This window comes from Rhizobium arsenicireducens (assembly GCF_964021225.1).
In genome coordinates this window covers 3381733-3400057 of record NZ_CAXHYK020000001.1, presented here as the reverse complement: position 1 = coordinate 3400057, position 18325 = coordinate 3381733, and the positions used below count along the sequence as shown (strand labels likewise).

At 64.0% G+C, this 18325-nt stretch carries 18 protein-coding genes; 9 read left to right on the top strand and 9 right to left on the bottom strand.

Annotation, left to right across the window (positions count from 1 at the left end; all coding sequences use genetic code 11):
• Positions 1-4: 4 nt before the first annotated feature.
• Complete coding sequence (locus ACWPVA_RS16850; RefSeq protein WP_454288775.1) at positions 5-808, top strand: RibD family protein; 804 nt, start codon at positions 5-7, stop codon at positions 806-808.
• On the opposite strand, the gene ACWPVA_RS16845 is transcribed toward ACWPVA_RS16850, so the two are convergent.
• The 4 genes from ACWPVA_RS16845 to ACWPVA_RS16830 are packed head-to-tail and all read right to left on the bottom strand — an operon-like array spanning position 764 to position 4017.
• Complete coding sequence (locus tag ACWPVA_RS16845; protein ID WP_454288774.1) at positions 764-1558, bottom strand: class I SAM-dependent methyltransferase; 795 nt, start codon at positions 1556-1558, stop codon at positions 764-766. The genes ACWPVA_RS16850 and ACWPVA_RS16845 overlap by 45 nt on opposite strands.
• Positions 1555-2598, bottom strand: coding sequence for a glycosyltransferase family 4 protein (locus ACWPVA_RS16840; protein WP_454288773.1), 1044 nt, complete (start codon positions 2596-2598; stop codon positions 1555-1557). The genes ACWPVA_RS16845 and ACWPVA_RS16840 overlap by 4 nt, the downstream gene beginning before the upstream one ends.
• Positions 2595-2993, bottom strand: a complete 399-nt coding sequence (locus tag ACWPVA_RS16835) for a 6-pyruvoyl trahydropterin synthase family protein (RefSeq protein ID WP_454288772.1) — start codon at positions 2991-2993, stop codon at positions 2595-2597. The genes ACWPVA_RS16840 and ACWPVA_RS16835 overlap by 4 nt, the downstream gene beginning before the upstream one ends.
• 25 nt (positions 2994-3018) lie before the next feature.
• The gene (locus ACWPVA_RS16830) at positions 3019-4017 is read right to left on the bottom strand and encodes a zinc-dependent alcohol dehydrogenase (protein ID WP_454288771.1); all 999 of its coding nucleotides are present in this window, start codon (positions 4015-4017) and stop codon (positions 3019-3021) included.
• Between the two features lie 321 nt (positions 4018-4338).
• Between ACWPVA_RS16830 and ribA the strand changes: the two genes are divergently transcribed.
• Positions 4339-5463, top strand: coding sequence for a GTP cyclohydrolase II RibA (ribA, locus tag ACWPVA_RS16825; RefSeq protein ID WP_454288770.1), 1125 nt, complete (start codon positions 4339-4341; stop codon positions 5461-5463).
• Between the two features lie 7 nt (positions 5464-5470).
• Entirely contained in the window at positions 5471-6250 is a 780-nt protein-coding gene (locus ACWPVA_RS16820) for a CDP-alcohol phosphatidyltransferase family protein (protein ID WP_454288769.1), read from the top strand.
• An 82-nt stretch (positions 6251-6332) separates the two neighbouring features.
• Here ACWPVA_RS16820 and ACWPVA_RS16815 read toward each other — a convergent pair whose 3' ends face one another.
• On the bottom strand, positions 6333-7256 hold the full coding sequence (locus ACWPVA_RS16815) for a lysylphosphatidylglycerol synthase transmembrane domain-containing protein (protein ID WP_454288768.1): 924 nt from the start codon (positions 7254-7256) through the stop codon (positions 6333-6335).
• A gap of 92 nt (positions 7257-7348) precedes the next feature.
• Here ACWPVA_RS16815 and ACWPVA_RS16810 point away from each other — a divergent pair, with 92 nt between their 5' ends.
• From ACWPVA_RS16810 to ACWPVA_RS16785, 6 genes are all read left to right on the top strand, one after another.
• Positions 7349-8962, top strand: a complete 1614-nt coding sequence (locus ACWPVA_RS16810) for a sulfatase-like hydrolase/transferase (protein ID WP_454288767.1) — start codon at positions 7349-7351, stop codon at positions 8960-8962.
• Positions 8963-9288: 326 nt separating this feature from the next.
• Positions 9289-10125: a metallophosphoesterase family protein gene (locus ACWPVA_RS16805; protein ID WP_454288766.1), complete on the top strand. Its 837-nt coding sequence runs from the start codon at positions 9289-9291 to the stop codon at positions 10123-10125.
• On the top strand, positions 10122-11291 hold the full coding sequence (locus ACWPVA_RS16800; protein ID WP_454288765.1) for an ABC transporter ATP-binding protein: 1170 nt from the start codon (positions 10122-10124) through the stop codon (positions 11289-11291). Before ACWPVA_RS16805 ends, ACWPVA_RS16800 begins: the two co-directional genes overlap by 4 nt.
• On the top strand, positions 11284-12219 hold the full coding sequence (locus ACWPVA_RS16795; protein ID WP_454288764.1) for a carbohydrate ABC transporter permease: 936 nt from the start codon (positions 11284-11286) through the stop codon (positions 12217-12219). The genes ACWPVA_RS16800 and ACWPVA_RS16795 overlap by 8 nt, the downstream gene beginning before the upstream one ends.
• Entirely contained in the window at positions 12219-13055 is an 837-nt protein-coding gene (locus tag ACWPVA_RS16790; RefSeq protein WP_454289625.1) for a carbohydrate ABC transporter permease, read from the top strand. The genes ACWPVA_RS16795 and ACWPVA_RS16790 overlap by 1 nt, the downstream gene beginning before the upstream one ends.
• Positions 13056-13080: 25 nt before the next feature.
• Positions 13081-14346, top strand: coding sequence for an ABC transporter substrate-binding protein (locus ACWPVA_RS16785; RefSeq protein WP_454288763.1), 1266 nt, complete (start codon positions 13081-13083; stop codon positions 14344-14346).
• 232 nt (positions 14347-14578) lie between these two features.
• Here ACWPVA_RS16785 and ACWPVA_RS16780 read toward each other — a convergent pair whose 3' ends face one another.
• From ACWPVA_RS16780 to ACWPVA_RS16765, 4 genes are all read right to left on the bottom strand, one after another.
• Positions 14579-15574, bottom strand: a complete 996-nt coding sequence (locus ACWPVA_RS16780; RefSeq protein WP_454288762.1) for a substrate-binding domain-containing protein — start codon at positions 15572-15574, stop codon at positions 14579-14581.
• Between the two features lie 148 nt (positions 15575-15722).
• The gene (locus tag ACWPVA_RS16775; RefSeq protein ID WP_454288761.1) at positions 15723-16637 is read right to left on the bottom strand and encodes a TIM barrel protein; all 915 of its coding nucleotides are present in this window, start codon (positions 16635-16637) and stop codon (positions 15723-15725) included.
• Between the two features lie 35 nt (positions 16638-16672).
• Positions 16673-17422, bottom strand: a complete 750-nt coding sequence (locus ACWPVA_RS16770) for a glycerophosphodiester phosphodiesterase family protein (RefSeq protein WP_454288760.1) — start codon at positions 17420-17422, stop codon at positions 16673-16675.
• 35 nt (positions 17423-17457) lie between these two features.
• Positions 17458-18324 (bottom strand): ABC transporter permease, encoded by an 867-nt coding sequence (locus ACWPVA_RS16765; protein ID WP_454289624.1) that lies wholly within the window; start codon positions 18322-18324, stop codon positions 17458-17460.
• Position 18325: the final 1 nt, after the last annotated feature.

Genomic DNA, 18325 nt, shown 5'->3' with positions numbered 1-18325 from the left:
GACAATGGGAAGCATGGAGATCACCGAGGCAACATGGGAGCGGCTGCTCGCCCTTCGAAAGGGAACTGCCGATCTGGCCTCCACCGATGCCGCCTATGATCTGTACTCGCCCATAGCCGGCGCGCGCGGACAGTTCGTGCTGGCCCAGGTGGGGCAATCGCTCGACGGGCGCATCGCCACGCCTTCAGGTGATGCACGCAATGTCTCAGGGCCAGACGGCCTTGCTCATCTGCACCGGTGCCGGGCGCTGGTCGATGCCGTCATCGTCGGCGTGGGCACGGTCAGAGCCGACGATCCGAGACTCTCGGTCAGGATGGTCAGGGGACCGGCGCCAGTGCGCGTGGTCGTTGACTGTCATGCGGTCCTGGACGGCAGCGAAAGCCTGTTTCACGACGGCGGGGCACCGGTGGTCGTGTTCCGCAGCGCGAGCGCCAGAGGCAGGCCGCTGCCGACGGCCGAGGTAATAGACCTTCAGACCAAGGCATGTGGCCTTGATCCCCGCGACATCCTGGATGCGCTGGCAAGGCGCAATCTCCATCGCATCCTGGTCGAAGGTGGCGCGCGAACGATCGCGCGATTCATCGATGCCAATCTCGTCGACCGGCTGCATGTCGCCATTTCCCCGATCATCATCGGTTCCGGGCCGAGCGGCATCATGTTGCCGCCAATCGATCGGCTCACCTGCGCTCACCGGCCCGCAACAGAAGTCTATAACCTGGGCAGCGACATCCTGTTCGACTGCCGGTTGGAACGGCAACGGGCCTCAGACCGGCAGGGCCAGGAGGTCCGTATGGCCAACCATGCATGAGCTGTCCGGTTCGCCGATAGCCCACAGCCGATAGCCCAGCCAGCCCTCGATCGTTGCCTCGGACAGTTCGGAAATCTCCAGAAGCGGTTGGCGCAGTCCGTTCAGCAGGGCGACCTGCAGGGCGGTCGAACCGGCGTCCATCCGCCATGGGCTCTCCTCGATCCTGACGCTGAAGCCCCTTGTCGTGAGAAGGCGGGCGAGGCAGGCCGTGGCGTCAGGGCCGAGTGCCTGCCCGAATCCCTTGTCGGTCCGCTGATGTTGGTTGAACAGGTCCACTATTTGCTCATCGAGCGCATGCGGGATGGACCAGTGCATGATGCCGTTATAGTTCAGCGCCGCGTAGAGGCCGCAGAGCGTTGAAGCGAGCCGGTCGGCCATGGCTTCGCAGAGGCGCTCCGAACACAGGTCGAACAGCGCGGATGCGGTGACGACATCAACGCCTTTCAGTGGCAGGGTGTCGATATCGTTGAGATCGTGCCTGCAGAACCCGACCCTACCGTTCGCACCGATCCGGCGCTCCGCTTCTTCCAGCAGCAGGGGGTCGTGGTCCAGCAACCCCCAGTGTACCGCGCCGGGCAGTCGATCATTGAGGGCGCGCCAGGTCGAACCCGTGCCGCAGCCGATGTCGAGAATGCGGGTGTCTTTCATGTCGCTGAGATACCGGGCCAGGTCATCGACCAGACCGTCGTGGCGGGCTGCCCGATCGGCGGGCTCGCGCAGCGCCAGCCAGTCCTTGTCGAACCCGCTCATCGAAATGCCCTCAACGTGGTCGAGATGATGTCAACAGTCGTGGCCCATCCTGGCAATTGTGCGCCGGCGCGCCTTGCCGCTTCGGCTTTCGCAAGTCGTAGCGTCTTGTCAGTGAGAAGGTCGTGAAGCGCGCCCGCGAAGGCGCCGATATCATCCACGGGAACCAGTGTGCCGGCGGCGTGCGGAACGACGTCGGGCACGGCGCCCGTCCTGCAGGCGACGATCGGCAGTCCTTGCGACAGGGCTTCCGCGAAAACCATGCCATAGCCTTCGAAGCGGCTGGCAAGGGCGAATATGTTGGCGCCGGCCAAGAGCGCGCGCGGATCGTCGCATTCGCCGGCTAGCGAAATCCGGTCGGCAAGGCCGAGCGTCTCGACCTGCTGCCGCAGAAGCGTGGCCGTATTTGGATTGAGGGTCTGGCTGCCGACGATGGTTGCCCGCCAAGCCAGGTGCTCCACCTGTTTCAGCGCGGCGATGAGGACGTCATGGCCCTTGCGCGGCGTCAGGGTGCCGATGGAGAGGATATGCGGCGGATCGCCGTCGCAGTTGGCGGCGGTCGCGGGATCTGTGCCCGGAATGGCGATGGTGATCCGGCGTTGAGGTATGCCGTAATTGGCTTCCAACTCGCGCGCGGTCATAGGTGAGGTCACGATCACGTGCCTGGCGAAGGAAAGCGCGCGGCGCTCGCGGTTCTGGAACCGGTCCTGCTGGCGAATATCGAGGCCGGTCTCGAGCGCCAGCGGGTGGTGCACGAGCGCGACAATGCGCAGCCGGCCATTCTCGCGCTCGGCCCATTCGTCGAGCAGGCCGAAGGCGAGGCCGTCGATAACAACAAGGGCGCCGTCCGCCAGTTCCGACAGCCTGCGCTCGGCCTCACGCTTCGCGTCCGCGGGCGGGGCAGGAAAGCCCTCGCCCAGCGGCAGGCGCTCGACGGACCAACCGCTTTCGCAAAGACCTGCGATCACCCGCCGATCATAAGCATAGCCGCCGGTCTTCAGCGCCAAATCGCCGGGATAGGCGAATGTGACACTCTCGCTCAAAGGTCGGCCTCGTACCAGCCGCGGGCGGCGTGGGATTCGTGCAGGGTTACTTTCAGACGGCAGATGCGGTGGCTGCCCGGTCCCAGCTTCTTGTCGGCGACCGCGCGCGCGAGTGCGTCAAAGATGTGCTTAGCGATCACTTCCGTCGTCGTAACCTTGCCGGTGAAAACGGGGATTTCGTCGAGATTTTTGTAGTTGAGCGGCGTCAGCACTTCGCCGAGCACAGTGGTCGCGGCACCGATATCGACCGCCAGCCCATCGTCGTCGACGTTGCGAGTGAAGAAGGCGGCATCGACCACGAACGTGGCACCATGCATGCCCTGGGCAGGGCCGAAAACCGGTCGGGGGAGGCTGTGGGCGATCATGATGTGATCGCGGACTTCAACTGCAAACATGGGCGCTCGCTCTCCATAGTTACGCTCAGTAGCGAATACGATGACAAAGGGTTTCTGGATCGGCGATTATCGCCGGATAGGCGTTCTCAAGCGCGGCGAAGCGGGTTTCACCTGATATCAGCGCGTCGAGGCGGTCGTCGCACAGAAGGTCGAGCGCCTTGGCGAGCCGCCGGGCATAGGTCCAGCGTGCACGTCTAGCCGGCGGCACGGACCCCACCTGGGAACTGGCGATGGTAAGCCGTCGCGCATGAAAGGCACCGCCGAGCCGCAGGCTGACGGGGCTGTCGCCGTACCAGCTGGCCTCGACGATGCGCGCCTCCTGCCCGGCCAGTTCAATGGCTTGCCCAAGCGCCTCGGCCGAACCGGAAGCGTTGACAGCCACGTCGTATTCGCCGGCGAGGTCTTGGCCCGAGGCAAAATCGAGCCCGAGGCGTGCGGCCAGGGCCTGTCTTGCTGGGTTGCGATCGACGAGCAGGACTTCGGTGCCGATGACGCGTGACGCGAGATAGGCGACGAGGGCGCCGACGACGCCCGCGCCGAACACCACAACCCGGTCGCCCGGCAGGATGTTAGCGTCCCAGACGATGTTCAGCGCGGTCTCCATGTTCGCGGCCAGCACGGCCCGCGCTGGCGGCAATCCGTCGGGCAGGGGGATTGCGGAGGCCTCTTCGACGGTGAAGACATCCTGATGCGGGTGAAGGCAGAACACGGACTTGCCGAGAAGCGACGCGCTGCCCGCTTCAACCTGCCCTACGGCTGAATATCCGTATTTCACCGGAAAGGGGAATTGCCCGCCCATATGGGGGCCGCGCATGCGTTCGAATTCGCTCGTGGGCACGCGGCCGTGGAAGACGAGATTCTCCGTCCCGCGGCTGATGCCGCTGAATAGCATGCGCAGGAGCACCTGGCCCCTTGCCCGCGGTGACAGGGTTTCACCTCGTATTTCGCATGTGCCGGCGGCCGAAAACCACAACGCTCGGGCATTCCCATCGCCCAACTCTCCGGCCCTGGTGTCCAGGTTCATTCATGTTCTCCTTGGCGCGTCGTGCGGGCCTTTCCTGAGCTGACCATCGTGCCGAAAGCGTAGTGGTGGCTACGATGCCTCGAATTGGCGAACGGCGCCACCGGGTCTTTGTCTCCGACCGGTTGGTTCCGGTACCATCGTACATAGCGCGAAGCCGCAGGGAGCAATTGCACGGGTGTGCAAATTCTTCGTGTTTTTGCACGCGGAGCCGGACCTCACAGGGCGGTCGGTCGGAAAATCCGGCAGACGACGGGCGCCTTGCATGATCCGGCCGGGGCCTCAGCACGTAAAGTTCTTTGATGGATTTTTGGGAGAATTGTGATGACATCGTCGGACGACCACGGTTTTCATTTCGCCTCGCCTGCGATGCAGGTGGAACGCGCAGTCGCCGAATTGCGGTTCGGCCGGCCGGTGATCCTCAGGGACGGTTCGCGGCGGCTCGCCGCACTGGCGCTCGATAGTGCGGCGCCCTCCATATACGATCAATTTGCCGCCGCCGTCGAAGGGAAGCATTCGCTCTTCCTGACGGAACACCGCGCCGCGCGACTCTTGCCGGGCGCATGCGGTGATATTTCGGTTCCGCTCGAGGGGCTTTCCTTTGCGGAGGCGTCGCGCTTGGCCTACGGCCTTCAGGCACAGGCACAGGCACAGGCACAGGCACCGATGCGCTGGCGTGAGGCCGACACGCTAATGGGAGCGTCTGCCGAGTTGGCGCAACTGGCGCTGCTGCTACCGGCGATGGTCTGTGCCGACATCAACAACTTCGATAGTCGATTCGCGGCTTGCTGCACGCTCGAAAGGTCTCTTCTCGCGACTGCCGGTACAGCGCGCCAGCGGTTTGACATGGTGGTCCGCACCCGCGTGCCGCTACGCGATCTCGGCGATGCGGAGTTCGTGGTCTTTCGCGGCGGACTGGCGCAGAAGGATCAGATCGCCATCGTGGTCGGCCAGCCCGATTTCAACGCTCCGGTGCCGATCCGCATCCATTCCTCCTGCATCACCGGCGACCTCTGCGGTTCGCTCAAATGCGACTGTGGTGACCAGTTGCGCAACGGTCTCGCCTCGATCAAGGCGGTGGGCGGTGGGGTGCTTCTCTATCTCGACCAGGAGGGGCGCGGTACCGGCATCGGCGCCAAGATGCGAGCCTACGGATACCAGCATCTCGGGCTGGACACGATTGATGCCGATGCCGAACTCGGCTTTGGCAGCGACCACCGTCGCTACGAGGCGGCGATGGCGATGCTGCGCTTGCTCGGCATCGCGAAAGTCGTCATCTTTACCAATAATCCGGCCAAGATCGCCGCTCTTTCCGAGGGGGGTATCGAAGTCGACAGCCGCGTTGCGCTCACCGGCGAGGTGACGGTCGAGAACGCTGGCTATCTACAAACGAAGAAGATGCGCGCCGGCCACATGCTGGACATCGAGGCTCTTCTTGCCGCGGAGTAGGCAGGACATGTTGTCGAAGGAACCATCAGCCGTGCAGGGGCTAGCCGCGGGGAGCGGAGCATCGCCCGCACTAAAGGCCAGCGCGCTGATCGTTCTCGGCAGCATCTTCGCCGCCGCGCTCGTCGGCTATGGGTTGGTGGCCTTTCACCTGTCGCTCGGCCGCAACGCCATAGTAGCAGCGGCGGTCGTGCTCATCCTCATCTTCGCACTCGTCGTCAACGGATTGCATCACCATGGCTTCGAGCGGTTCGGCTTCGCCAACGCGGTCACCGCGGTTCGTGCTGCGCTCGTCAGTATGGTCGGCGCCATCATTTTCTTTCCCGGCGCGATGCAGCATGGCGAAACCACCGTATGGGCGCTTGTCGTGCTCGTGCTCGTCGCCCTCGCGCTCGATGGTGTCGATGGCCATCTCGCGCGCCGCTATGGGTACGAATCTGACCTGGGGGCACGATTCAACATGGAAGTCGACGCGCTGCTGATCCTCTGCCTATCGACGGCCGCCCTCCTATTCGGCAAGGCAGGTCCATGGGTATTGCTCATCGGACTGATGCGCTACGGCTTCGTGCTGGCTCAGTATATCGTACCCCGTTTGAAGTCGCCGTTGCCGCCCTCGTTCAGGCGGAAACTCGTCTGCGTGGTGCAGGTCGCCGTGATGTGCCTGGTTCTCCTGCCCGGTATGGTTCCGCCAGTCTCCTCATGGCTCTCCGCCATCGCGCTCCTGTTGCTTTCCTATTCCTTCGCGGTCGACAGCCTCAACTTGTTGCGTCGCGGGGAGGCGGGCAGATGAGTGCGATGGCGCACCTCGGAACGGCCAAATGCCCGTAAAGTGGTATCTGCGCCCGGTCTTTCTCGTGAGGCGCGTGCGGTCCCTATTTGCGGCGGCCGAGATTGCCGAGCAAGGAAGCGGCCAGAACGAGCACGCCGGGCAGGGCGGTGCCCGCGAGGGAAAAGATACCGTACAAGAGGCTCGCGGCGAAGCCCTCGGCGCCAGTAAAGCCAAAGAGCGGCCAGAGTGCGGCCGCAGCGGCTTCCCGCGTTCCCCATCCGCCGATGCCGAGGGGCACGAGCATAGTCATCAGGCAGAGTGGAACCGCGGTGACGGCCGCGATCAGCGGCAGCGTTGCGCCGACCGCGTCGGACGCAAGCATGAACGTCAGGACATAGCTGGCGACAATCAGGGTGCTGAGGCCAGCCTGTACCGCGAGCGCCCCGTCCTTCCAGAACGCCGCCGCAAGGTCGGGGCCGAATTGGCCGAGCCGTGCCTTCAGCGATGTGCCGAACCATGCGACGGCGGCGCTGAGAGCGGCAACGATGGCCAAGACAATCCAGATCGCCGGCGAAGGGTCCATGGGCAGGTTCTTGGGATGCAGGATTGCCCAGGCCATCAGGCCGATGACTGTCAGCAAGAAGAAAGCAAACTGACCGGACAGGCGCTCCAGTGCGACGGCGGTCGCCGCCCGTTTCCATCCGCCGGAATTCTCGTCTTTGCTGCGGTAGACGCGCGCGGCGTCGCCGGCGATCCCACCCGGCAGGATCTGGTTGAGAACGCCGCCGAGATAATATTCGCGGATCGCCAGTCGCGCCGGGATATGATGACCGAGGCGGGCGGCGGTGAATCGCCAGCGCAGGGCGGACAGCACGATCTGTACCTGGACCACCAGCACCGCTGCAAGAATGTGTCCCGGCGGCACCCTGCCCAAGGCCTCGATGACGCCTGCCGGATCGACGGCGAGAAGAAGGATCGCCAGAAGCAGGACGACGGCGCCGATGGTGAGGGCCTTCAGCTTACTCATGGTAGTCTCGTTTCGGGACGGTCGTTCAAAACTGCATTCCAGTCGGTAGGAAGATGAAGCGGATGAAGCGGTACGGATCGCAAGATAGGCGCATGCATGTTTCCGGATGGAAGGCCGGCATTGTTGTCATGATCTTTGTCGTTATCGGAGTCGCTGCCTCCACTATGCCGGACAGTCCGGGCGCTTTCCATCCGCATGCGTTTCTGCGCCTGCCGCTCGAGGTGCCGCTGGTCGCGCTCGCATTGCTGTTGCTGCCCAGGCGGATGGCCATCGCGCTTGCCGTTCTTGCCACGATCGTCGTCTTTTGTCTGCTGTTTCTGAAGCTCGCGGACGTCGGGGTGCTCTCCGCCTTCCAGAGGCGCTTCAATCCCTATCTCGACATGAAGATGCTGCTCGACGGCTGGAATGTACTCTCCGGTGCGGTCGGCGCGCTTGGCGCGGCTCTCGCCATCGGTCTGGTGGTGGGAGCCATGGCAATGCTGATGGGCGCCTTCTGGTGGGCCTGCCTCCGTATGCCGCGGTTGGCCCGGAAGGCCCGGCGCGCGGCCGTCACCGGTTTCGCGATCATCCTCGCCGTTGGTCTCGGGCTGCTGGCGGCCGGCTCGCAGGCAGGGCTGAAGGATGTCGCGGATTTGCGGGTGGCTTCCTATCTCGGCGCGCGGCTTTCCCTCGTGGCTCGCTCGGTTGCCGACATCAGGGCCTTCGAAGGCGCGCTCGCCGCCGACAACGGATATGAAGGCGGCGATCATGTCTTTGCCCGGGTCAGGGGCCGTGACGTGATCCTCGTCTTCATCGAATCCTACGGGCGAAGCGCCATCGAGGATCCGCGTTATGGTTGGCTGATCAAGCCGCGTCTTGACAGCGTCGAGCGGCAGCTCCAGTCGGCGGGTTTCGTCTCCGCCAGCGGTTGGACCCGCTCGCCGACTGTCGGCGGCCTCAGCTGGCTTGCTCACGGAACGCTGCTGTCGGGCCTGTGGGTCGATAGCCAGGCGCGCTATGACCTTCTTATGAACAGCGACCGCGAAAGCCTCAACCGGCTGTTTCGCGAGGCGGGATGGCGGACCACCGCAATCATGCCCGCCATCACCATGGACTGGCCGGAGTCCGCCTATTTCGGTTATGACCAAATCCTCGCTGCGAAAGACCTTGGCTATCGTGGCAAGCCCTTCAACTGGGTGACCATGCCGGACCAGTATACGCTTTCAGCATTCGAACGCCTCGCCCGTGAACCTGCCCGCAAGAACGGCAAGCCCGTCATGGCCGAGATCGCCCTCATTTCCAGCCATGCGCCATGGACGCCCGTGCCGAAACTGATCGATTGGGATGCCGTCGGCGACGGCACGGCCTTCAACGACCAGGCCGAAAGCGGCGATCCGCCACGGGTGGTCTGGGCCAATCAAGAGCGCGTCCGCCGGCAGTATATCGAAACCATAGACTACACGCTGGAAACCTTGGGTGACTATGTCACCCGTTTTGGCAGGGATGCCGTCTTCATTGTGCTTGGCGATCATCAGCCTGCGGCTATCGTTACGGGACCGGATGCCTCGCGCTCGGTCCCGATCCACATCGTGAGCAGAGACCGCGTGCTTGTCGAGCGTTTCGTAGCGGAGGGCTTCGATGTCGGAATGACGCCGGACCCTGAGGCCCCGGAGCCATCGATGGATAGCATGCGGAAGCATTTGATAAGCCATTTCAGTAAGCCGTGAGACCGAGGTTCCGCCCAATTCCCTAAAAGCTGGTCCACAAGCCCCAGTGGAAGGCCCTGGATTTTGCGGGTGCCTCTTTCAGCCATCATTCGCCTCGCAGGCTGAGGATGTGGTCTCAGGTTTCAGGCGGTTTGAGTAGCAATTGCCTGCCGGAGCCGTGCCGTCGCAGCACGCGCCAATCCTTTTTTGAAGATCTCATGACGGAATTGGAAGAACACTGAAACCCGCCTCAAGCGACTGACACGCAGAGCACCTAAACACATCGCCGAGCGCGCCGGGTTTGCCCGCGATCCCGCGCCGATCCTGTGCTTAGAAGGTGCCAGCCCATGAAAATCGTCCAGATCAGCGACACGCATTTCAGTCCGTCCAAGCCGCATTTCAACGGCAACTGGGAGCCCATTCGCCGCTGGATCGAGGAGGTCAAGCCCGACCTCGTCGTGCATACCGGCGACCTCACCATCGACGGCGCCGACCAGGAGGACGACATCGTCTTCTCCATGGCGCTGCTCGGCGAACTCGACGTGCCGGTTCTCGTCGTTCCCGGCAATCACGACGTCGGCCACATGCCCGGCTCGCACCAGCCGGTCAACGATGCCCGCCTCGAACGCTGGCGCCGGCTTGCCGGTCCCGACCGTTTTGCCAAGGACATCGGCAACTGGCGAATGATCGGTCTCAACAGTCTGTTGATCGGCTCCGGCCATATGGAGGAACAAGCGCAGTTCGACTGGCTGGTGCAGACGCTGGAGGGCCGCGACGGTCGCCGCGTGGTGATCTTCGCGCACAAGCCGCTTTTCGTCGACGATCCGGCCGAGGGCGATACGGGCTATTGGGGCGCCCGCCCTGCCGAACGCCAGCGCCTTCTCGACCTTCTGGCCGCCCACGACGTGGCGCTCTATGCCAGCGGTCATCTGCACTGGACCTGGCAGGGTGAGGTCGACGGTACCAAGCTCGTCTGGGCGCCGCCGACCTCCTTCATCATCGACAAGCTGGAACGGGACATGCCGGGTGAGCGTCTCGTCGGTGGTGTCATCCATCATCTCGGCGACGACGTGACGAGCGAGATCGTCGCGGCGGCCGGCATGATCGCTCATGTGCTCGACGAGGTCATCGACGAGGTTTATCCCCGCAACATCTCCGCAGTCCCGGTGGAGGCTGCCGAATGAGCGCGTTCAGCCTTCGCGACATCAACAAGTCCTATGGCGGCAACAGCATTCTGAAGGGTGTCAGCCTCGAGGCCGAGGCTGGCGAATTCATCGCCCTCGTCGGGCCGTCCGGCTGCGGCAAGAGCACGCTCCTGCGCATCGTCGCCGGCCTCGATCATGCCGACCATGGCGAGATCGTCATCGGCGGCGAGGAAGTCTCCGGCAGGGCTGCCGGTGATCGCAACATCGCCATGGTGTTCCAGTCCTATGCGCTCTACCCGCATCTCACCGCCGGCCAGAACATCGCCGTTCCGCTCGCCATGCGGCGGCTGTCGACGGCCGGGCGCCTGCCGCTGATCGGCGCCATGCTGTCGGGCCAGCGGCAGATCCGCGCCGACATCCAGCGCCAGGTCCAGGACATGGCTGTTTCCCTGAAGATCGACCATCTGCTCGACCGCAAGCCCGGGCAGATGTCGGGCGGCCAGCGTCAGCGCGTGGCGCTCGCCCGCGCCATGGTGCGCCAACCCAGCGTCTTCCTGATGGACGAGCCGCTGTCGAACCTCGACGCAAACTTGCGCATCCATGCGCGCGGCGAGATCGTCGAACTGCACCGCAAGGCAGGCGTGCCGACGCTATACGTCACGCATGACCAGTCGGAAGCCCTGTCGATGGCAGACCGTGTGGCGGTGATGATCGGCGGACGTCTTCTGCAACTGGACAGCCCGCGCAAGATCTATGACGACCCCGCTCATATCGAGGTCGCCCGCTTCCTCGGCCAGCCGCGCATCAATGTCCTGTCGACGGTGGTCGACCACAAAGGGCTGGTGCAGGCCGGCGACGTCCGCCTTGCGACCCGTCTCCACCTCAAGTCCGGTGCGCCGGTTATGGTCGCCTTCCGCCCGGAATTTGTGGCGCTTGCGTCTGCCGGCGAAGGAAGCCTGCCGGCCCGCATCGAGCGGCTCGAATTTCTCGGCTCGGAAGTGGTGGTCTTTACCAGGCTGGCGGCCATGGACGGCATCGTCGTGGCCAAGATCCCGCCTGCGGAAGCCATCGGCCTTGCCGCCGGCCAGCGCATCGATGTGAAACTCGATCCCGACGCCATTCTGCTGTTCGACGAAAACGGCGACCGGCTTGCCGCCAGCATCGCCATAGTCTCGGCCGAGCGGTCGGAGGTGCTGCATGGCTAGTCTCGCCCTCGACTCAGGCCGGGTGTCGCTCGTTCTCTCCCCCGCTGACGCCGCGAAGAGGCGCGAGGCCCGCATCGCCCTCCTGCTCTCGGCTCCGGCCCTGGTGCTGCTTTTCCTCTTCATTATCCTACCGACGATCGCGGTGATCTTTCTCGGCTTCACCGATTTCGAACTTGGCTATGCCAGCTTCAACTTTGTCGGTTTCGAGAACTATGCCGAACTGCTGAATGATCGCACCTTCAAGAAATCGCTGTGGAACACCACGATCTATGCGGCGATCGTCGCGCCCACGTCGATGGCGCTCGGGCTCGGCATCGCGCTGCTGATCGAATCGGAGGGCTGGGGCAAGAGCCTGTTCCGCACCGCCTATTTCCTGCCCGTCGCTTCGCTGCTCGTGGCCATGGCGACGGTCTGGCAATATCTCTTCCATCCGACCATCGGCCCGGTCAATGCCGCACTCGCCCTGATCGGCATCGACGGCCCGAACTGGCTCGGCGCATCGAGCACGGTGATGACCAGCCTGTCGATCATCGGCATCTGGCAGGCGACCGGCTTCAACATGGTGCTGTTCCTGGCGGGCCTGTCGGCCATCCCGCGCGAGCTCTACCAGGCGGCGGAAGTCGACGGCGCGCGCTCGGCGCTCTCCCGTTTCCGCCTCGTCACCTGGCCGATGCTGGGGCCGACCACGCTGTTCGTCACGACGATCAGCATCATCAATTCGGTCAAGGTGTTCGAGACCGTCAAGACGCTGACCGAGGGCGGCCCGAACAAGGCGTCTGAAGTCCTGCTCTTCACCATCTACCAGGAAGGTTTTGTCTTCCTCAAGGTCGGCTACGCCTCGGCGATGACCGTCATCTTCCTGGCAATCCTGGTGTCGCTGATGTTCCTCCAATACCGCGTCATGGACCGGAAGGTGCACTACGCATGATGATAACCGATCGCTTCACGCCCGGCCGCGCCGTGCGCCTTGCTCTCCTCACGCTCGGGGCCATCGTCTTTCTGGCGCCCTACATCTTCATGATCTCGACGGCTGGCAAGGCCCAGAGCGAGATCTTCTCCTCGTCGCTGAACCTGATCCCGCAGACCTGGTCCTATGCGGAGAACTTCGCCAAGGCCTTCGGCCGGGTGTCGATGGGCGGCCTGCTCCTGAATGGCGTGATCGTCTGCGGCCTGATCCTCGTCGTCCAGGTGATGGTGGCGATCCCTTGCGCCTATGCCATGGCCAAGCTGTCGTTCCGCGCGGCGCGGATGATGATGGCGCTCGTCATGCTCGGACTGCTGGTTCCGATCCATGCAACCGCGCTGCCGCTCTATGTCGCTTTCGACCGGTTGTCGGTGCTCAACAGCTATTTTGCGCTGGTCGCGCCCTTCTCGATCTCGGTCTTTGCCATCTTCCTCTTCCTGCAGTTCTTCCGCGGCATTCCCGACGACCTGATCCATGCGGCCCGTCTGGACGGCATGTCAGAGGCCGGCATCGTGGCGCGGGTCGTCGTGCCGAATGCCTGGCCGGCGATCACCGCCTTTGCGATCTTCTCTGTCGTCGCCCACTGGAACGACCTGTTCTGGCCGCTGATCGTCGTCACCAACCAGAATTACGCCACGCCGCCGCTCGGACTTCTCTATTTCCGCGCCGCCGAAGCCGGCGACGACTACGGCGCGCTGATGGCGGCGACCCTCATCATCACCCTTCCCCTCGTGCTTGCCTTCCTGCTCGCGCAGAAGCGCTTCGTCGAGGGTATCACCATGACCGGTCTGAAAGGCTGATCGGTCGCAACCAAGGAGACCTGCGATGACCTATCTCAAGAAGGCGCTCGCCGCGGCAGCGGTGACGCTGTCCGTGAGCATGCCCGCCCATGCCGAGACCACGCTCAACGTGCACTATCCGATGCCGGGTTTCTTCAAGGACGTGATGGACACGATCTCGAAGAAGTTCATGGAAGAAAATCCGGACATCAAGATCACCTTCGCCAACCCGTCGGCGACCTATGAAGAAGGCATCCAGACCATCATGCGCCAGGCCGGTACGGCCGAAATGCCGGATGTCACCTTCATCGGCCTCAACCGCCTGCGCATGGTCAACGAGCGCGACATCCCCGTCGACCTCGCTCCCTTCATGGCCAAGGACGGCAACATGGCCGAGCAGGGCTTTTCCGACAACATCCTGAAGCTCGCCCAGGTCAAGGGCAAGCAGGTCGGCCTGGCCTTCGCCACCTCCAACCCGATTATGTATTACAACGCCGATCTGGTGCGCAAAGCCGGCGGCGATCCGGACCAGCCGCCGAAGACCTGGGACGAGGTGATCGCGCTGTCGTCCAAGATCAAGGCGCTCGGCGACGGCAATGAAGGCATCGACTTCCGCTGGCAGGGCGACGACTGGATGTTCTCGGCCCTGCTGTTCGGCGCCGGCGGCCAGATGCTGAAGGATGACGAAAGCGGCGTGGCATTCAACGGTCCGGAAGGTCAGAAGGCCTTCGAACTGGTCGACCGCATGGTCAAGGAAGGCGGCCTTCCGGTGTTCACCAAGCAGGCCGGCGAACAGGCCTTCGTCGCCGGCAAGGTCGGCTTTGCCTTCATGACCACCGGCGCGCTTCGCAACACCATCAAGAATGTCGGCGACAAGTTCGACCTGCGCACCGGCCATATCCCGCTGATCGATCCGGCCAACGGCAAGCTGCCGACCGGTGGCAATGCCGCCGTCATGCTGACCCGCGACGCCGAAAAGCAGGAAGCGGCCTGGAAATTCATCAAGTTCGCCGCCGGTCCGTTCGGCGCTTCGGTCGTCGTTCCCGGTACCGGCTACGTGCCGAACAATGAGCTCGCCGCCCAGTCGCCGGACTATCTCGGCAACTTCTACAAGGAGAACCCGCTGTTCCGCGCCGGCCTCGAGCAGATGCCGCTGATGCAGCCCTGGTATGCCTTCCCCGGCTCGAACGGCGTGAAGGTCACCCAGACCATCGTCGAGAACCTGTCGCGTGTGGTCGAACAGTCGGCCGAGCCGAAGGAAGCGCTTGACGACGCCGCCGCCGAAGTCGAAGGCCTGCTGCCGCGCAGCTAAGCCTGACGCTCGCCCAATACCAGCCGACTGAAGATGCGCCGCTCGCAAGGGCGGCGTATCTCCGTTTGCCGACAGTCCCCAATCCTTGCGCGGCGACATCCTCGGCCTTGTGCCGAGAAGGTCGTGAAGTCACTGAAATCAACCGTTCGCAGATCTTCGGCACAAGGCCGAGGATGTCGAAGGAGAGCCTAGCAAGCTTTGTCAGCGGTCTCTTCTTGTCAGCAAGATGAGCTTACGAAGCGGGGTCGATCCGCCGCACCGTACCGCCGGCATTCAGCTTGTAGCCGAGCGTGAGATGGCGGGGCGTCGCGGAGTTTTCGGCGATGTCGAGCAGTAGCGAGGCCGCCGTTGCGCCCATGCTGGCATCGGCCATCTCGATCGTCGTCAAGGGCGGATGTACAAGCCGGCCGATGGCGATGCCGTCGAAGCCCGCGACCGACACGTCGCCGGGTACCTGCAGTCCGTCGCGCCGGAGGGCGCTGATCACGCCCAGCGCGAGAAGGTCGTTCGAGGCAATTATGGCGGTGGGCCGGTGGAACTGAACGGCCTGGCCGAGATCGAGTTCGTCATGGCCGGTGACGAAGGGGATCTGCAGGGCGTCCAGCACGCAAAGGCCATTTGCCGCCATTGCGTCACCATATCCATCATACCGGAGCCGGGCGCGGTCGGAACTCTCGAAGCGCCCCGACACGAACAGGATGCGCCGATGGCCATTTTCGATGAGATGCGTGGTGATGTCGCGCCCGGCGAGGCGGTTGTCGGTCGTCACCGCGGCGGGAAAGCGCAAGGTTGGCAAGTTGTTGAGCAGGACAGTCGGCGGCAGGAAGGCGGGGAGGATAGCCTGGCTTTTCAACGGGTCGCACACCGTCAGGATGAGGCCGGTCGGCTTTTCCGCCAGCAGATGGTCGACGGCATCGGCCTCACGCGACGGATCATAGTCGGACTGGGCGATCAGCACGCCGTGCCCCGATACCCGCATGCGGTTCTGGATGCCTGACAGCGAGGCGGCAAAGACGGGATTGGTGATGCTGGGAATGAGCACGCCGATCACCGGCCGGCGGCGTCCCGGCGGAAGGGTTCGCTCGATCCGGTGATAGCCGAGATCCGAGGCCGCCTTGCGCACGCGCCGGACCATGCCATCGCTGACCGGTCCGCTACGATTGAGTACGCGGCTGACCGTGGCCATGGAGCAACCGGCTCGCGAAGCTATTTCCTCAAGTGTCGACATTTGGTACTCGCTATGTCGTTGCGAAAGTCAGACAGGGTGGCGGATCGTTCGTGAACTCGGCTTGGAAAAGGCTCGGCCGCATATCCCGAAACGCCATTGGCCGTCGTGATCTCCACGACGGCCATGCATGTCTGGTCCAGCCGGGCGATCACTCTGCGGCGATGGACTTCTGGCGGTTGTTGAGCGCCATCAGCTTGCGGGCGCGCTCCAGGCATTCCGGCTGTTCGGCGCGGTAACGGGCACCGATTTCCATCATGGCGACGGTGCCGGGCAGGAAGTCGAGCTCGGAGAAGATGTCTTCCCAGTCGATGTCGCCCCAGCCGAGCGGCATATGCAGGTCGCCGATACCCATCGCGGTGTTCTCCTGCAGGTGATAGCCCTTGTAGAAGCCCTGCGGGCGGCCGAAGCTGTCATGCAGATGCAGATGGCCGGCAACCGGCGCCATGGCGGCGATCTGCTCGCGGAAGTTCAGGCCGCGATAGGTCGACTCGATATAAGCGTGGCTGAAGTCGATGAGGGCGACGACATTGGCGTGATTGACCGCCGTGACCGTCTCGGCGACCTCGGCCGGCGTCTGGCGATACTGGCCGGGCTCGGTGGTAAAGATGTTTTCGAGCGCGATGCGCACGCCGTAGGGCTTGGCGAATTCGGCGAGTTCCAGCAGCGCTTCGCGTTCGCGAAGGTCGGCGGCGGCGCGGTCGAAGATCTGCTCGGCGCGCAGGCAGCCGCCGTGCTGGACGAGAATGCGGGCATCGATCCGGTCGCAGATCTCGACCAGGGCCTTGGCCGCATCGATCTGGTAGCGGCAGGTGGCCGGGTCCATGAAGTTGGACGAAACGAGGCCGTGGACCGTGTAGCGCAGGTCGAACTGCTTGGTGAGGGCGACGAGACGCTCGGCGCGGTCCTTGATGATGCGGCCGCCGGCGATCAGGTCGAGGGTGGTGACGCCCAGCTCGACCGTGTCGACGCCCATGTCGGCGAGCGCCCGAAGGTCGTCGCCGAGGCTTTGCATTTCGCCGTTGTCTGAGGCGGCATTGAATCCGGTTGCGATGATATTGCTCATGGTTTCACTCCAGGTGTAGGGGGTGGGCAAGGGGTTCAGGCGGCAGCCGCGATCTTGTCGCGCAGTGTCAATGCCAGGTCGGGGCTGTCGGAGGTCAGGTGGCCGATGCCGCGCTCGAGCCATCTGCCGATCAGCGCCTCGTCGTTCAGCGTCCAGACGCAGAGGCGGTCAAGCGGCAGCAGGCTTGTGATCAGGTCCCATTCGGCCTCCATCAGCTCGTGATGGATGGCGACGATTTCGACGAGACCTTCGACCTGCTCGATGAAGCGCTTCAGCCCGCCCTGTCTTTCGGCCCAGGCGGCATTGACCGAGACGAGCCGGGCGATGTCCGGGGCGATGCGGCGGCAGTCTTCGAGCACGGAGACGTCGAACGAGGTCAGGTAGCTGCGCCCGGCCAGACCCTGGGCGGCGAGTTCCGCGGCGACCTTTTCGACGATCCCCGGATAGGCCGTGCCCGTCTCGTCGCTCTTGATCTCGACGTGAAGGGGCAGGCCGTCGGCCGCCGCCAGCACCGAAAGCACCTCGGACAGTGTCGGAACGGTCTCTTCGCTGTCCTTGAGCTTGACGTTCAGGCGCGCCTCGGGCGTCAGCGCCCGGACCGGACCGTGGCCCTCGGTCGTGCGCTCCAGCGTCGCGTCATGGATGACGACGAGTTCGCCGGCATCGGTCAGGTGGACGTCGAATTCTACGGCGTCGACGCCAAGCTCGAGCACGTTGCGAAAGCCTTGAAGCGAATTTTCGGGCCAGAGATTGCGGGCGCCGCGATGGCCGGTGATCAGTGTCATGAGCTTGGTCCTGAAGGATCTGGGGTTGAGAAGTGTCAGCGCACGGTCGGGTCGAGCTTGTCGCGCAGCCAGTCGCCGACCAGCGAGATCGACAGCGTCGTCAGCATGATGACGACGGCGGGCGCGAGCATGATCCACGGCGCGCGCGTCAGGTACTCGCGGCCGAAGCCGACCATGTTGCCGAGGCTGGTTTCGGGCGGCTGCACACCGAGCCCGAGGAAGGAGAGGCCGCTTTCCATCAGGATGATTTCGGGGAAGGTCAGCGTCATCGAGACGATCAGCGTCGAGGCGACATTCGGCAGGATGTGGCGGAAATAGACCCGGAACGGCGTGGCGCCGAGCTGCACGACCGCTGAGGCATAGCCCTGGGCACTCGCCGAAATCGCCAGTCCCCGGGCGATGCGCGCATAACGTTCCCAGCCGTAGAAGCCCATCAGGCAGACGATCAGAAGCATGGACGAGCCGAAGAAGGCGAGTACGGCCAGCGACATGATGAGGAAGGGCAGGGCCGCCTGGAAGTCGGCGAGCACCAGCACCAGGTGTTCGACCCAGCCGCGGAATTTCGCCGCGGCAAAGCCGAGCACCGTGCCGAACACCGCCGAGAGGATCGTGGCGCTGAACGCGATGACCAGCGAGACACGGATCGACTGGATCAGGCGGGCGAGCACGTCGCGGCCGAGCTCGTCCGTGCCGAGCCAGTGCTTGGCATTGCCGGGCGCGGCCAGGCGGTTGGCAAGGTCCATCGCCGTGATGCCGTAGGGGCGCAGCAGGTCGGCGAAGATCGCCACCAGCACCATGGCGACGAGCCACAGCATGCCGAGCCCGATCGAAAGGGGCACGTTGCGGCGAAGGGTGGAGAAGACGCCGGTGCCGTGGCCGCTTCGCGGTTGCGCCTGTGCCATG

Bases quoted from the DNA above. Each gene is read 5' to 3' on its own strand.
- ACWPVA_RS16775 (WP_454288761.1), bottom strand. From the start codon at position 16,637: ATGAGCAATATCATCGCAACCGGATTCAATGCCGCCTCAGACAACGGC.
- ACWPVA_RS16780 (WP_454288762.1), bottom strand. From the start codon at position 15,574: ATGTCGACACTTGAGGAAATAGCTTCGCGAGCCGGTTGCTCCATGGCC.
- ACWPVA_RS16800 (WP_454288765.1), top strand. From the start codon at position 10,122: ATGAGCGCGTTCAGCCTTCGCGACATCAACAAGTCCTATGGCGGCAAC.
- ACWPVA_RS16830 (WP_454288771.1), bottom strand. From the start codon at position 4,017: ATGAACCTGGACACCAGGGCCGGAGAGTTGGGCGATGGGAATGCCCGA.
- ACWPVA_RS16765 (WP_454289624.1), bottom strand. From the start codon at position 18,324: ATGGCACAGGCGCAACCGCGAAGCGGCCACGGCACCGGCGTCTTCTCC.
- ACWPVA_RS16810 (WP_454288767.1), top strand. From the start codon at position 7,349: ATGCATGTTTCCGGATGGAAGGCCGGCATTGTTGTCATGATCTTTGTC.
- ACWPVA_RS16805 (WP_454288766.1), top strand. From the start codon at position 9,289: ATGAAAATCGTCCAGATCAGCGACACGCATTTCAGTCCGTCCAAGCCG.
- ACWPVA_RS16845 (WP_454288774.1), bottom strand. From the start codon at position 1,558: ATGAGCGGGTTCGACAAGGACTGGCTGGCGCTGCGCGAGCCCGCCGAT.
- ACWPVA_RS16820 (WP_454288769.1), top strand. From the start codon at position 5,471: ATGTTGTCGAAGGAACCATCAGCCGTGCAGGGGCTAGCCGCGGGGAGC.
- ACWPVA_RS16850 (WP_454288775.1), top strand. From the start codon at position 5: ATGGGAAGCATGGAGATCACCGAGGCAACATGGGAGCGGCTGCTCGCC.
- ribA (WP_454288770.1), top strand. From the start codon at position 4,339: ATGACATCGTCGGACGACCACGGTTTTCATTTCGCCTCGCCTGCGATG.
- ACWPVA_RS16785 (WP_454288763.1), top strand. From the start codon at position 13,081: ATGACCTATCTCAAGAAGGCGCTCGCCGCGGCAGCGGTGACGCTGTCC.
- ACWPVA_RS16795 (WP_454288764.1), top strand. From the start codon at position 11,284: ATGGCTAGTCTCGCCCTCGACTCAGGCCGGGTGTCGCTCGTTCTCTCC.
- ACWPVA_RS16790 (WP_454289625.1), top strand. From the start codon at position 12,219: ATGATAACCGATCGCTTCACGCCCGGCCGCGCCGTGCGCCTTGCTCTC.
- ACWPVA_RS16815 (WP_454288768.1), bottom strand. From the start codon at position 7,256: ATGAGTAAGCTGAAGGCCCTCACCATCGGCGCCGTCGTCCTGCTTCTG.
- ACWPVA_RS16770 (WP_454288760.1), bottom strand. From the start codon at position 17,422: ATGACACTGATCACCGGCCATCGCGGCGCCCGCAATCTCTGGCCCGAA.
- ACWPVA_RS16835 (WP_454288772.1), bottom strand. From the start codon at position 2,993: ATGTTTGCAGTTGAAGTCCGCGATCACATCATGATCGCCCACAGCCTC.